This is a genomic window from Desulfuromonas sp., from assembly GCA_002869615.1.
Taxonomy (GTDB): Bacteria; Desulfobacterota; Desulfuromonadia; order Desulfuromonadales; family UBA2294; genus BM707.
On record PKUH01000022.1, the window covers coordinates 25,529 to 38,743 of the forward strand.

Here is a 13,215-nt window from a genome sequence, read left to right on the forward strand (position 1 = left end):
TGATTGTAGAGATTTAGGACCTGAATAGGTCGGGGGGGGATTGGAACCCGGATTGATTGCAGTGAAAAGTTGCCGGCGTGATATTTTCAGGACTTATTCGCAACTTGTTTTAAGCCGCAGCTGTCTTTCAGGAGCCTTATTTGCACATATACTCGATAATTTCATCGATAAATTCATCGCCATAGCGTTCGAGCTTGGTCTGACCCACTCCATTAATGCCGAGCATATCTTCTCGGTTGGTCGGCAGGGTCGCCGCCATCTCGGCAAGTGAACCATCGCCGAAAACGACATAAGGCGGCACGCCGTCACGATCGGCGATCTGTTTGCGCCTGGCGCGCAGTAACTGGAACAGATCCTCGTCGTATTCGATACCTGCAATTTTACGAGCTGGTTTCTTGTTGCGTTCGGGTTTGACCCGCAATCGGCTTAATGACAGTTTTTTTTCACCACGTAAAAGTGGCCGGGCGGCTTCAGTCAGTTTGATTATCGAATAGTTGGCCATGTCCTGTTCGAGGTAGCCGAGGTGGATCAGTTGTCGCAACAGGTGGCTCCAGTGATCCTGATTCTGGTCTTTGCCAATACCCCAGGTTGAGAGTTTTTCATGCTGCAGCGAGTAGATTCGTTCTGTTTTGGCGCCACGTAATACATCAACAACGTGGCCGATGCCGAAACGCTGGCCAACGCGGAACACACAGGAGAGAGCTTTGCGGGCATCCTCCGTCGCATCAAATGATTCCGGCGGGTCAAGGCAGATATCACAGTTACCGCAATCCTCTCCGAGTTGTTCACTGAAGTAGCCAAGCAGGGCACGGCGACGGCAGGTGCCGGATTCGGCAAAAGCGGCCATGGCATTCAATTTCTGAATTTCAATCCGGTTCTGCTCCGGATTGCCCCCCTGTTCAATCAACCCCCGGGAGAGGGCGATGTCACCATAGCCGAAGAGCAACAAGGCTTCGGCTGGCAGGCCATCACGCCCGGCCCGGCCGGTCTCCTGATAGTAGCTTTCGATATTCTTCGGGAGGTCGTAGTGCACGACAAAACGAACATTTGGTTTATCGATTCCCATACCAAAGGCAACCGTGGCGACGACGATCTGTATATCATCACGCAGAAACTGTTCCTGAACCGTTCGACGGGTCTCGGCGTTGAGCCCGGCATGGTAAGCCGCAGCCTTGTACCCGTCGTCCTGAAGTTTTGCGGCAATACTTTCCACCCGTTTACGGCTCAAGGCGTAAACGATGCCCGATTCCTCCTGCCGACCGGAGAGAAATCGCCGCAGCTGCTCGGCCGGTTTTTTTTTGTCGATCAGGGTATAACGGATATTCGGCCGATCAAAGCTGGCACATATCTGGAGTGGTTTGTTGAGACTCAGTCGTTGCAGAATATCGCGGCGGGTCTGTTTTTCAGCGGTTGCCGTGAGTGCCAGCATCGGTATTTCGGGGAACTGCTGCCTGAGGGAACCAAGCTGGATATATTCGGGACGGAAATCATGCCCCCATTGGGAAACACAGTGAGCTTCATCAATGGCAAAAAGGGCGATCTCGAGTTCCTCCAGTCTTTTCCTGAAACCATTGTTCAAGAGTCGCTCCGGCGCAACATAAAGCAGGTCAAGTTCACCGGCGTGCAGTTGCGCCAGCACCTGCCGCGCTTCAGCCGCTTTCAACGAGGAATTGTAGCAGGCTGCCCGTACGCCATTGGCAACCAGGGCATCAACCTGGTCTTTCATTAATGAAATCAGGGGGGAGACGACAATTCCGACGCCGGGACGCAGCAGGGCCGGTATCTGGTAACAGATTGATTTACCGCCCCCGGTCGGCATCAGCACGAAGACGTCGTTTCCGGCAACGACCTGGTCGATTATCTGTTCCTGATATTCGCGAAATTCCTGGTAGCCGAAAGTCTGTTGCAGAATCTCTTTGGCGTTGTTGTTTTCGGTCGGGATATGTTTTTCCATTACGATCTTTAACTCTTGATTGATTCGCATGAATCTTGAAAATTCGGTTTCGCAGTATAACCTGACTGAAGTCAATAGTGATAGGGCTCGATGAATAAATATTAGTAAACAGTTGACAGTTATCAGTCGCCAGGAAAAATCTTGTAGAAACTGTCAACTGCCAACTGTGTTATCCTGCTTTACAAATATTTTACAAATCTTTGACCTCCGCATGACGACGTGTGCTGTGAGACGTGATTGACTGGGGCCAACTTGAACAAACCTGGCGACTCACAACTCACAGCAAACGTAAGGAGGAAAGATTCATGAAAACGACACAAAGAATTCTCAGCCCGATCCTGATTATTGCCGCCCTGTTTTTGGTGGTACCGGTGCAGGCACGGCCACTGGTCGAATGCGATCTGAGCCTCGACCGGACTGTTTTGCCGGCCGGGCAGGCGCAGAGGACCGTCATCAAGGTGAATCTCGATGTGCCGGCTATCCCGGTCGAGACTGACAGGCCGGCGGTCAACCTGACCCTGGTTATGGATCGGTCCGGTTCAATGTCGGGACAGAAAATTAATAAAGCGCGTGAGGCGGCCATTACTGCGCTGCGTCGACTCGGGCCGCAGGATCTCTTTTCCCTGGTTGTTTACGATCATAATGTTCAGACTCTGGTGCCGCCGCAGAGTGCGGCCAATACTGAATGGATCGAATCGCGCATCCGCAGTATCGGTACCGGCGGCAACACCGCGCTGTACGGCGCAGTCAGTCAGGGAGCGGCTGAAGTGCGCAAGAATTTACATCGTTCTCATGTGCACCGGGTGGTGCTGCTCTCCGATGGCCTCGCCAATGTTGGTCCGAGTCAGCCGGCTGATCTCGCCCGCCTGGGTGCTGCCCTGATCAAGGAAGGGATTTCGGTCACGACTATCGGTATCGGCACCGATTTTAACGAGGATCTGATGTCTCAACTGGCTGACCGCAGCGACGGCAACCACTATTTTGTTGAATCGAGCCGTGATCTGCCGCGCATCTTCGCGGCTGAACTTGGAGATGTCCTCTCGGTCGCCGCCCGCAAGGTTATTATTGAGATTGATTGCCCGAACGGGGTTCGGCCGCTCCGTATTATCGGCCGTGACGGACGGATTCGTGGCAACCAGGTGCAGATTCATCTGAATCAACTCTATGGTGGGCAGGAAAAGTATGCATTGATTGAAGTCATGGTAGAACCGGGTCGAGAGAATGCGACACAGAAGATTGCTGATGCCCGTTGTTCTTATGAGAACGCCCTGACCAACAAGCCGGAACGTTCGATGTCGGTCGCCTCGGTCCGTTTCTCGAAGAGCCTTGATGACGTGCGACGCTCGGCGAACAAGCCGGTACAGAAGGCCGTGGTTGAAAACGAGCTCGCCGAAGCGCGCGACAAGGCGCTTGACCTCTACAACGCCGGCAAGAAGGATGAAGCGGTGCAGCAGTTAAAAGAAAAGAAAGCCGAGATATCCTCGCGCAGCCAGGCTCTCGGGTTTGACGATATTGCCGAAGAGGCCGAGGAAGAGCTTGCGGAAGATGAAGAGGTCTTTGCCGCACCGAGCATGGCTCCTTCAGTCCCGAAATCGATCCGGTCCGAAAGCTACAAGGTCCGCAAGCAGCAAAAAGATTATTGATCTGCTATGATGTCCGGGGCTGGGATACCTGCTCCGGACGTATTTAACGCAAAGGGAATATGAACTTCCTTGGCGCCTTTGCGACTTGAGTGAGCGAAGCGAACGGGCGTGAGAATAAAAGCTTTAAAGCTGGTTTAACGCAAAGACGCAAAGTTCGCAAAGTTTAAGCAATGCTAAATGCCAAAGCATTTTAACGGAGAGACGCTGAGGCGCAGAGAGGTATACTTTATTTTGTTTTCCTTGGTGTCTCCGTGTCTTGGTGATGATATTGATGATTTTCATCTCTCTCCGCCTCTCCGTTAAAACGAATTTGAATTTCCTTTGCGCCTTGGCGTCTTGAGTGAGCGAAGCGAACGAGCGTTAAGGTTATTTGATTCCAAGGTTTTTTTAATGACCCGATTCAGACTGATCACATCCTGGCTTCTGCTGCTGATCCCGACCCTGTTGTTGGGGGTCGGCGCACTTTACCTGCTCAAGTGTGAGGAGAGCCGACTCGAAGAGTCAGCCAGGGCGACAGCCAGGGATCGGATTGCCGCCATCGCCGGCAATATCGATCTGGCGATCGCCGAGGTCAAGGACGGACTGGTCGAAACCATGCAAGCCCTGCCGCCCGGAAACCTTGAGCAGCAGGCCGATCTGCTTGAGGAGTGGAAACGGAGTAATCCGCTGGTCCGGAATGTCTTTGTCTGGGCGCCGGGCCGCGGTCTGCTCTATCCGGACCCGGAAATGCCGGCAACTGATGAAGAAGCCGGCTTTATCCGCCGCTACCTGCCATTGTTCACCAATCGGGCTGCCTGGGTTGAACTGCCGATGGATCGTTATCCCGAATCGACAGCGCAGGAGCAGGTCAGCAGTATCCTGCTTGATCGCAAGGAGTTGCGCCAACTGGCCAAACAGGCTCCGGCCACGGCATCTGCCGGTCAATCTTACGCGGCAGAAGAGGATGAATCGCCGCTTGGTTCCGGGGGCTGGCGACACTGGTTCGCCGACAATCGATTGCATCTTATCGGCTGGTATGATTCCGGCGGCGGTGCACAACGGATCGGGGTCGAAGTCGAGATGATGGCACTTTTAAGCCGGTTGCTCGGTAACTTTCCGGTCTCACCGCCCTATGGAGAAACCTATGCCCTGGTTGATGGTAACAGCAATGTTTTCCATCAGGTCGGACCGGTTGAAATTGCCAGTCAGAAACCTTTGGCCAGGGTTTCGATCAACGAGCTGCCGCACTGGCAGGTTTCAGCCTACCCGAATCCCGAATCTGCCGTTTCCGAGAGTGGTTTCTTCCTTGTCTCGTCTCTGCTGGTCGGCATTTTTGTCATTGCGATTCTGTTCGGCGGATCACTGCTTCTCTGGCAGGCGCACCGTAATCAACGTGATGCCCGTCAAAAAACTTCTTTCGTCTCAAACGTTTCCCATGAGTTGAAAACACCGTTGACCACCATTCGTATGTACGCCGAAATGCTTGCTGAAGGGAAGATCAAACAAGAGCAAAAACAGCATGACTACCTGCAAACAATTGTTCGGGAAAGCCAGCGTTTGACCCGTCTGGTCAATAATGTGCTCGATTTCAGTCGTCTCGAACAGGGGCGTAAAGAGTTTTCACAAGAGAGGATCGATCTTGCGGCGTTGTTGCACCAGCTTCTGGATAGCCAGTTGGTGCGCCTTGAAGAGGTTGGCCTCCAGTTGTCCCGGAAAATCGGTGAGGTCCCTGTGCCGATCGATTGTGATCGTGATGCTATCGAACAAATCGTACTTAACCTTGTCGACAATGCCATTAAATACGCGGCCGATGGCAAAAAACTGGTGGTTGAGTTGCAGTCCGGGAGTCACTCCGTGGTCGTTCGGGTTCGCGATAACGGACCAGGAATTCCTGCTCAGCACCGTCAGCAGGTCTTTGCTAAATTTCATCGGGTCGATGCTTCCCTGACAACCCGGAAACAGGGAGCCGGCCTCGGTTTGAGTATTGCTCGCCAGCTGGCTGAAGGGGTCGGCGGGTCACTTGCCTTCTGTCCGAATGCCGGAGGGGGTTCCTGTTTTGAACTGTCGCTGCCGATGGGAATAAACTGATGCGTACACGGATCCTGATCGCTGAAGATGATGCCAGCCTCCGGGTCGGACTGGTTGACCTACTCGAAGCAGAAGGTTATTCGATTATTATTGCCGAAAATGGTCAGCTGGCGCTTGATAAATATCGCGAGGCAAAACCTGACCTCGTAATCCTCGATGTCATGATGCCGGAAATGAGCGGCTACGATGTTTGCCGCGAGATCCGCAAGGAGGACAGTCGGACGCCGATCCTGATGCTGACCGCCAAGGGCGAGGAAATCGACAAGGTGGTCGGTCTCGAACTCGGTGCCGATGATTACGTGACCAAGCCGTTCGGTCTTTACGAACTCCGGGCCCGTGTTGCCGCCGTTCTGCGGCGATCAGCCAATACCCCGGCTGAATCGGGCGCTCAATTGCCGGATACATTTGTGATCGGCCGGTCTGAAATTAACCGGAAAACGTACGAGGTCTTTCGCGGTGAACTGCGCAACGAACTGACAGCGCGTGAACTGAAACTGCTGGAGTTTTTTTACAGCCGCCCGAATGAAGTGTTGTCACGCAATGATCTTTTAAACGCTGCCTGGGGGGTTGATTACTTCGGTACGACCCGGACCCTCGATCAGCACATGGCACAACTGCGTAAAAAGATCGAATCGGATCCGGCCGCACCGATGTTTTTGCTGACTGTGCACGGGGTCGGGTACAAGTACCGACCGGTCTAATCCGTTCGCCACTCATCCATGTAAAAGGGCCGGTGTAAAACGGCCCTTTTCTTGTTCCTGGGGTGAACATTCAGACAACGGGCAGCGGCTCCGGACCTTTGGGGATAATCCCGTTCGGGTTCAGGTCTTTTAAGGAATAGTAGCCTGTTTTGATATGATCAAAACTGACCGTACTGGCAACACCGGTCAATTGGTAGATATTGTTCAGATACCTTGATATGTTCGGATAGTCCTTGATCCTTTTCTTGTTGCATTTGAATATTCCATGGTAGGCAACGTCGAAGCGGACCAGGGTGACAAACAGCCGGACGTCAGTTTCGGTCAGGTGCCGGCCAAAGACGAATGGGCCGCCGTTTCCCTGCAGCCTTCTTTCAAGGTCATCCAGAGCAGAAAAGACTTCATCATAAGCCTCTTCATAGGCTTTCTGGCTCGTTGCAAATCCTGCCCGATAGACCCCGTTGTTCAGCTTTTCGTAGTAAAAATGGTTCAATTTGTCGATCTCTGAACGTAAATCCGGCGGGTAAAAGTCGATCGCGTTATTGGAATAGTCAGTGAAGGCCGAGTTCAGCATTCTCAAAATATCGGCAGACTCATTGTTGACCATGCAGCCCCGTTGTTTGTCCCAGAGTACCGGGACGGTGGCTCTGCCGGTATAAACCGGATCCTGGCGGGTGTAGAGTTCATGCATGTATGTTGAATCGTGCAGATGATCGACGGTCGCTCCGGGGTAGCTCCCGAACTTCCAGCCCTGTGGCGTCATAACCGGAGAGGCTATCGAAACAGAGATAGTCTGTTCGAGCCCGAGAATCTTGCGCACGAACAGGGTGCGGCAAGCCCAGGGGCAGATCAGGGCGACGTAGAGGTGATAACGGTCGGCTGCTGCCGGAAATCCATCGCCGCCGGTCGGACCGGAACGCCCATCGGGAGTGACCCAGTTCCGGATCGAGGAGCGCTGGCGCAAGAATCGGCCAGCATTGTCCTTGTCCTGAACCGGTTGCCAGTCTTTTGTCCACTTGCCATTTACCAGCATGGGTCAACTCCGGATGGGCGGAATCCGCCGGTTGGCTACTTCGCTTTCGTCGCTTCGATTTCTAGTCCGATCTCAACCTCTTCACCGACGACAACGCCGCCGGTTTCAAGAGTTTTATTCCAGGTCAGACCAAAATCCTTGCGATTGATCGTTGTGGTTGCTTCGAATCCGGCTTTGACATTTCCCCACGGATCCTTGACTTCACCGGCAAAGCTTCCCCGAAGTTCAACCAGTTTGGTATTGCCGCGGATTGTCAGTTCACCGTAAACGACAATGTCATTTCCTTTGCCAACGACCCGGGTGCTCTTAAATGTCATTTGCGGATGGTTGGCAACATCGAAAAAGTCGGCGCTGCGCAGATGGTCGTCTCTTTTTTTGTTTCCCGTATCGATCGATGCTGTATTAATCGTGGCACTGACACTCTGGATCGTGCGGTTCTCCGGGTCTGCCTCAATCGTTGCGACGTAATCGGTGAACTCACCACGGACATTTGAGATCACGAGATGGGCGACCTTGAAGTGAACTTGCGAATGAACGTCGTCCACAGTGTAAATCGCGGCGGTTGCCGTTTGAACAGCAAAAATACTGAGTACTAAAATGCTTAAGAATATTTTCCTGGACATGATATGCCTCCGTTATTCAATCGTTTTATGTTTCTTGAGATAGACCGTAGCAGGATAAAGAATAGAATGATAATATGATTATTAAATGAAAAGTATAGTTTTAGACTATAATGATAGGTAGACATTATGACTCTCGATCAATTAAGAATGCTGGTGAAAATCAGGGACACCGGCTCCGTACTGGCTGCCGCCGAGGCTCTGTATCGGACCCAGCCGACAGTCAGTGTTGCGATTCGCAAGCTGGAGGATGAGCTCGGGGTTCAGCTTCTTGACAGAGATCAGTATCGGGCCTGTTTGACACCGGCCGGCGAGACCCTCTGTCGCAAAGCCCGTTCGGTTATCGCCCGGTCGGATGAGTTGTCGGCTTTAGCGGAGCACCTGGCGTCCGGTTATGAGCCTGAGCTCAATATTGCTATTGAAGCGAGCTGCCCGATGCCTTTGATCCTGGAGGTGCTGAAAAATGTTGAACGAATCTATCCGCAAACCCGATTTAATCTGATGGCAGAAAACATCTGGGGCGCCTTGAGTCGGCTGAAGGAGGGTGAGGCCGACCTGGCAATCTCTCCATGGTTTGTTGAAGATACGTCACTGGAATCCAAGACCATGTTGCACGAAACGATGATCGCGGTAGCGTCCCCACAATTCCCGCCATTAAAGTCGGGTGCTCCGCTTGTTTATCAAAGCATGAAAGAGGCGGTTCAGGTGATCGTCAAGGATAGCAGTCGGTTGCCGAAGGAGAAGAAAATCGGGGTCATAGAAGAGGGCCGGCACTGGCTGGTCAATGACCACTACACGAAAAAGGAGATCTTGCTTGCCGGCATGGGTTGGGGCCGACTTCAGCACCATCTGATTGAAAAAGAGCTGGCCGAAGGCAAGCTGGTTCCATTAACGATCAGAAACTATGAGAGTACGCTCGATATTGAAATTCGTATCGCCCGCCGACTTGACAGAACAGCCGGGCCGGTTGCAGCAGAATTGTGGAACGAGTTCAAGGTTATCTGTTGAGGGACCCCAGGTGGCGGGTTCAATAAAAAAGGCTGCCGATTTCGGCAGCCTTTTTGTTGTCAGTATGTCTCGACAAACATCTCGAAATGGTCTCTGGGATGTGCACAGGCCGGGCACTTGTCGAGGGCATGAGTCCCTTCATGGATAAAGCCGCAGTTGCGACACTTCCACGATACCGATTGTTCTTTCTGAAAGACGGTTCCATTTTCAACATTCACCAATAATTTCCGATAGCGGTTTTCATGACTTTCTTCTACCTTGGCGATCGCCCGGAAGGTTTTGGCGACGTCGTGAAATCCTTCCTCGTCGGCAATTTTGGCGGCTTGCGGATAAAGTTCAGTCCATTCTTCGTTCTCTCCGGCAGCGGCTGCCTTCAGGTTCTCGGCTGTGTTGCCGATGACTCCGGCCGGATAGCTCGCGGTAATTTCGACCATCCCGCCTTCAAGATACTTGAAAAACTGTTTGGCATGCTGCAGTTCGTTGTAGGCTGTTTCAAGAAACAGGGCCTCAATTTGCCGGTACCCTTCTTTACGGGCGACCCCGGCGTAATAGGTGTAACGGCTTCTCGCCTGGGACTCACCTGCAAAAGCGGCCAACAGGTTATGTTCTGTTTTGGTTCCTTTTAAACTGCTCATGAATTTCCTCCCTGGTAATCCCGCAATGCGGAATCCTTTTCAGCAATGATCTTCTTAGATTTTATGAATAAATTTGTGTATTATAAGCAAATTGAGCTGAAAGGTGAAAGCTTAATCATCTTTTTGTCGTCCCATAAATCATCTAACAAGGAGGGTGTTGTGGAGCGATCCAGATATATTCAACATAAAGGTCGGGAAATCTATATGCTCGACTGTTCCGACTGCAAACCCCAGGATATCTCTGATATCATTGACGAGTGCGCCCGCCAGGTAAGGTCCCGCCCGGAAGGCTCGGTCAGGACATTAACAATTGCCGGTGGCGGCAAATTTGACAATAATGTTCTGCAGAAGCTGAAAGAGTTGACCCAGGGTAATGCCCCTTATGTCGACCGGGCTGCTGTTGTCGGGATTACCGGTTTGTACAAGGTTGTGATGAACACAGTCAAGCTCTTCAGCAAGCGCCAGTTCCACCTGTTTGACACTGTCGAGGAGGCCAAAGACTTTCTCGCATCCGAGTGAGCGTTGCTTGTATTGACATGTTTTAGTAAAACTGTACAATGCCGACAAATTTTATCTTTAATCAAAAGGAGATGTGGTTATGGCGAAGAAGGGGATGGGTCAGAAAAAAATTATAGGGATCGCGTTGTTGGTCGTCGGTGTGATTCTTATCGTCTGGGGTTTCAATGAAGCCGGTTCGTTCGGCGGCAAGCTTTCGAGCGCCATATCAGGTTCCCCGGGTGACCGGGTTCTCTGGTTCTATATCGCCGGCGGTGTCTGTTCGGTCATCGGTCTGTTTAATATCTTCAAGTAATTTGAAGGTGCTTTATGTTTGTCTGGAAAGAAAAATACGTTCTTGGTATTGGTGAAATCGATAAGCAGCACAAGGCTCTGGTCGACTTAATTAACCGCTTGTTTTCTGCTATGCAGTCCGGCGCAGGTAAGGACGTTCTGGAGGAAACCCTGAATGGTCTTGTCGATTACACCCGCCACCATTTTATGACAGAGGAAATCCTGATGGGGAATTATGATTTTCCCGATGTTGATGCCCATAAAATGGAGCATCGGAAATTTGCTGAAGAGGTTGAAGCTTTCCGGCAAGATTTTCAGTCAGGAAATACCGGGATTTCAATTCAGTTAATCTCCTTTTTGCGCGACTGGCTTGATTCTCATATTTGCGAGACCGATTACAAATACGGTGAATATCTGCGTGGGCAGGGAGCGCGCTAGGATTCTCCAACAATGAATTATGGCGATGCCGAGGGCGGGATAGAATCCTGCCCCCGTTTTTTATGCTCCGGTAAAGATATTGTTGGTTTCCATGTAGGAGTGAACCGTGAAATGTGAAGATCTGACCCTTCAAGGACCTTACTTGTTGCTGATTGATTTTTAATGTATTAATCTTGCTTTCATCGTGATAGGTTCATTATTAAGTTGATTCGATGTTTTTTTTAACGGCTTATCTGTTTGAATAAAATCAGGCCAAACCTGTTGTAAGGCAGGGACGGAAAGCTGCGGGTCTAAAAACGACTTTAGATAGCCGGGCTGTCATTGTGAAATATTTTTTCATATGACACCCCGGCTATTTTTGTAGATAAGAGGCCCGTTCTCTTCAAACCAGCAGTAAGGTCTGATCCGGGGGGGATTCATGGACCTGACAAAGAGCACTCAATCACCTTTAGCCATCTCTCTGCTACAGGCATTGCCGCATCCGGCTATGCTGATCAATCAATCCAGAGAAATCCTGGCGGCTAACAAATTGGCTTTAGAGGCTGGCGCTGTCGTCGGCCAATTTTGCTGGCAAACATTTGGTCAGGCTTCTTTTCTCACCGAAGAACATCAACAAAAACTTGATAACGGGGAAGCTGCAGGTGTTCATTGTTCCTTTTGTCGTGCTGATCCATCTCTTGAAAACCTGTGCGAAGAAAACGATCCCAGAGTCAAGGTTTTTGAAAGTATTGTCGATACCTATTGGGTTGCGATAAACGAGGAGATTTATCTTCATTATGCTATTGACGTCACAGAACAGGTTGAAGCGCATGTTGCCAGGGATGCTGCTGAGGAAAGGCTCTGGAAAAGTCAGTTGTTGCTCAACGAAACGAGTAAAATCGGCAAGGTAGGTGGCTGGGAGCTTAATATTGATACCGGAGAAAATCGATGGACGGAAGAAGTTCATCGTATCCATGAGGTCAGCCTGGACTATGAGCCGACCCTTGAAGATGGCATTAATTTCTATTCCGTGGCATCAAAGCCGGTTATTGCGGAAGCCGTTCAACGAGCAATTGAAAATAATGAACCTTATGATCTTGAGCTTGAGATAGTGACTGCAAAAGGCAATCTTCGGAATGTTCGTGCTATCGGTACGCCAGACCTGGAGAATAGAAGGCTTTATGGTTTTTTTCAGGATATAACGGAAAAGAAGAAACTTCAGGATGCACAACTCCGTTCGAGCCAACTCTCGGCCCTGGGGGAAGTTGCCGCCGGAGTCGCTCATGAAATAAACAACCCGATCAACGGGGTTATTAACTATGCCCAGTTGCTGATAAACAAGAATGATGTGGATGACAAGTCAAACCAGATACTTGAGAAAATCATAAAAGAGGGAAGCCGGATCTCGAATATCGTCGAAAATCTGTTAAATTTTGCCCGGAAAGATCGTGGTCTGTTTTCATACCAGGATTTAATTGACATTGTTATAGAGCCGATCAATCTGCATTCTCAGTTATGTAAAAACGATGGCATTCATATTGAGGTTGAGGTACCCGATGATCTCCCTCAAATCTACGGTAACCAGATGCAGCTTGAACAGGTGGTTTTAAACCTTCTGAGCAATGCACGATATGCTCTCAACAAAAAGTTCCCCGAGCCATCCGCCGAAAAAGTTATAGTGATTGCGGCAACACCATCAAGTTCCAATCGAGGCGATTTTGTTCAATTGAGCGTTAAGGACACCGGTTGTGGAATCCCCAAAGATCATCTGGATAAAATCTTCAATCCGTTTTACACAACCAAGGAAACAGGTGTTGGAACCGGGCTTGGCATGAGCGTGTCGCACGATATTCTCGAAAAGCATGGTGCGACGATCACGGTAGATAGTGAGGTCAATACGTTTACGTTGGTAACGGTTACTTTTCCGGTCAACACCCGGGAACAGGAAGCCAGAAACTGAACACAGCGCGTACCATTCGGAAACGAAGAGCCGTTCCTTTAGTATTCAATTCAGCAAAATGTACAGCGCGCGATGCAATTTTATCATTACACCCTGCCGCAACACTTCCCTGGATCATCCGGGGATATTTGAGTAGGCGTTTTAGCTTGAACCCGGGTGCCTTCTGCCATTTTGATTTCGTCATTATCGACTCTGGCCGGCCTATCCCCCCCGCTTTTTCAACTCTCCCTGTACCAGTTTTTTTTGTGCCGGATTCAGTCGTTTCGACATAAGCAGGTTATTGAGGTCGGTTGTTTTCAGGTTCGGCAGAAACAGGGTGAACCAGACGGCCGGGGTATTGCGATTTTTCAGCATCGCCAGCCGCAGGTTCGGCCGATTTTTCCACTTTGAG

The 13,215-nt window shown here is 50.7% G+C and carries 13 protein-coding genes and 1 riboswitch; of the genes, 8 read left to right on the forward strand and 5 right to left on the reverse strand.

What is annotated here, in order from left to right; all coding sequences use genetic code 11:
• Positions 1-136 precede the first annotated feature (136 nt).
• Complete coding sequence (gene recQ / locus C0623_03455; protein ID PLY02697.1) at positions 137-1,954, reverse strand: DNA helicase RecQ; 1,818 nt, start codon at positions 1,952-1,954, stop codon at positions 137-139.
• 305 nt (positions 1,955-2,259) lie between these two features.
• Here recQ and C0623_03460 point away from each other — a divergent pair, with 305 nt between their 5' ends.
• The 3 genes from C0623_03460 to C0623_03470 all read left to right on the forward strand — a co-directional run bounded on the left by C0623_03460 (position 2,260) and on the right by C0623_03470 (position 6,365).
• Positions 2,260-3,597: a hypothetical protein gene (locus tag C0623_03460; protein ID PLY02698.1), complete on the forward strand. Its 1,338-nt coding sequence runs from the start codon at positions 2,260-2,262 to the stop codon at positions 3,595-3,597.
• A 390-nt stretch (positions 3,598-3,987) separates the two neighbouring features.
• Positions 3,988-5,664 carry a hypothetical protein gene (locus C0623_03465; protein PLY02699.1) on the forward strand — a complete coding sequence of 559 codons (1,677 nt, stop codon included), beginning with the start codon at positions 3,988-3,990 and terminating at the stop codon, positions 5,662-5,664.
• A complete protein-coding gene (locus tag C0623_03470) occupies positions 5,664-6,365 on the forward strand; it encodes a DNA-binding response regulator (protein ID PLY02700.1) in 702 nt (233 codons plus the stop codon). The genes C0623_03465 and C0623_03470 overlap by 1 nt, the downstream gene beginning before the upstream one ends.
• 70 nt (positions 6,366-6,435) lie before the next feature.
• Here C0623_03470 and C0623_03475 read toward each other — a convergent pair whose 3' ends face one another.
• On the reverse strand, positions 6,436-7,395 hold the full coding sequence (locus C0623_03475; protein PLY02701.1) for a glutathione-dependent reductase: 960 nt from the start codon (positions 7,393-7,395) through the stop codon (positions 6,436-6,438).
• Positions 7,396-7,430: 35 nt separating this feature from the next.
• Positions 7,431-8,018 (reverse strand): hypothetical protein, encoded by a 588-nt coding sequence (locus tag C0623_03480; protein ID PLY02702.1) that lies wholly within the window; start codon positions 8,016-8,018, stop codon positions 7,431-7,433.
• A 126-nt stretch (positions 8,019-8,144) separates the two neighbouring features.
• On the opposite strand from C0623_03480, the gene C0623_03485 reads away from it, so the two are divergent.
• Entirely contained in the window at positions 8,145-9,023 is an 879-nt protein-coding gene (locus C0623_03485; GenBank protein ID PLY02703.1) for a transcriptional regulator, read from the forward strand.
• Between the two features lie 59 nt (positions 9,024-9,082).
• On the opposite strand, the gene C0623_03490 is transcribed toward C0623_03485, so the two are convergent.
• Positions 9,083-9,658, reverse strand: a complete 576-nt coding sequence (locus tag C0623_03490; protein PLY02704.1) for a rubrerythrin family protein — start codon at positions 9,656-9,658, stop codon at positions 9,083-9,085.
• Between the two features lie 159 nt (positions 9,659-9,817).
• Here C0623_03490 and C0623_03495 point away from each other — a divergent pair, with 159 nt between their 5' ends.
• The 4 genes from C0623_03495 (at position 9,818) to C0623_03510 (ending at position 12,824) form a co-directional block, all read left to right on the forward strand.
• Positions 9,818-10,177 (forward strand): hypothetical protein, encoded by a 360-nt coding sequence (locus C0623_03495; GenBank protein ID PLY02705.1) that lies wholly within the window; start codon positions 9,818-9,820, stop codon positions 10,175-10,177.
• 79 nt (positions 10,178-10,256) lie between these two features.
• Positions 10,257-10,469: a hypothetical protein gene (locus C0623_03500; GenBank protein PLY02706.1), complete on the forward strand. Its 213-nt coding sequence runs from the start codon at positions 10,257-10,259 to the stop codon at positions 10,467-10,469.
• 14 nt (positions 10,470-10,483) lie between these two features.
• Entirely contained in the window at positions 10,484-10,885 is a 402-nt protein-coding gene (locus C0623_03505; protein PLY02707.1) for a hemerythrin, read from the forward strand.
• A 241-nt stretch (positions 10,886-11,126) separates the two neighbouring features.
• A riboswitch (cyclic di-GMP riboswitch) is annotated at positions 11,127-11,208 on the forward strand.
• A gap of 95 nt (positions 11,209-11,303) precedes the next feature.
• A complete protein-coding gene (locus tag C0623_03510; GenBank protein ID PLY02708.1) occupies positions 11,304-12,824 on the forward strand; it encodes a hypothetical protein in 1,521 nt (506 codons plus the stop codon).
• 201 nt (positions 12,825-13,025) lie between these two features.
• On the opposite strand, the gene C0623_03515 is transcribed toward C0623_03510, so the two are convergent.
• A partial coding sequence (locus tag C0623_03515) for a hypothetical protein (protein ID PLY02709.1) occupies positions 13,026-13,215 on the reverse strand: 190 nt, incomplete at its 5' end.

What these genes read in the sequence shown, in the direction of transcription:
- C0623_03485 (PLY02703.1), top strand. Translation starts at nt 8,145, where the DNA reads ATGACTCTCGATCAATTAAGAATGCTGGTGAAAATCAGGGACACCGGC.
- C0623_03505 (PLY02707.1), top strand. Translation starts at nt 10,484, where the DNA reads ATGTTTGTCTGGAAAGAAAAATACGTTCTTGGTATTGGTGAAATCGAT.
- C0623_03475 (PLY02701.1), bottom strand. Translation starts at nt 7,395, where the DNA reads ATGCTGGTAAATGGCAAGTGGACAAAAGACTGGCAACCGGTTCAGGAC.
- C0623_03490 (PLY02704.1), bottom strand. Translation starts at nt 9,658, where the DNA reads ATGAGCAGTTTAAAAGGAACCAAAACAGAACATAACCTGTTGGCCGCT.
- C0623_03500 (PLY02706.1), top strand. Translation starts at nt 10,257, where the DNA reads ATGGCGAAGAAGGGGATGGGTCAGAAAAAAATTATAGGGATCGCGTTG.
- recQ (PLY02697.1), bottom strand. Translation starts at nt 1,954, where the DNA reads ATGGAAAAACATATCCCGACCGAAAACAACAACGCCAAAGAGATTCTG.
- C0623_03460 (PLY02698.1), top strand. Translation starts at nt 2,260, where the DNA reads ATGAAAACGACACAAAGAATTCTCAGCCCGATCCTGATTATTGCCGCC.
- C0623_03470 (PLY02700.1), top strand. Translation starts at nt 5,664, where the DNA reads ATGCGTACACGGATCCTGATCGCTGAAGATGATGCCAGCCTCCGGGTC.
- C0623_03465 (PLY02699.1), top strand. Translation starts at nt 3,988, where the DNA reads ATGACCCGATTCAGACTGATCACATCCTGGCTTCTGCTGCTGATCCCG.
- C0623_03510 (PLY02708.1), top strand. Translation starts at nt 11,304, where the DNA reads ATGGACCTGACAAAGAGCACTCAATCACCTTTAGCCATCTCTCTGCTA.
- C0623_03480 (PLY02702.1), bottom strand. Translation starts at nt 8,018, where the DNA reads ATGTCCAGGAAAATATTCTTAAGCATTTTAGTACTCAGTATTTTTGCT.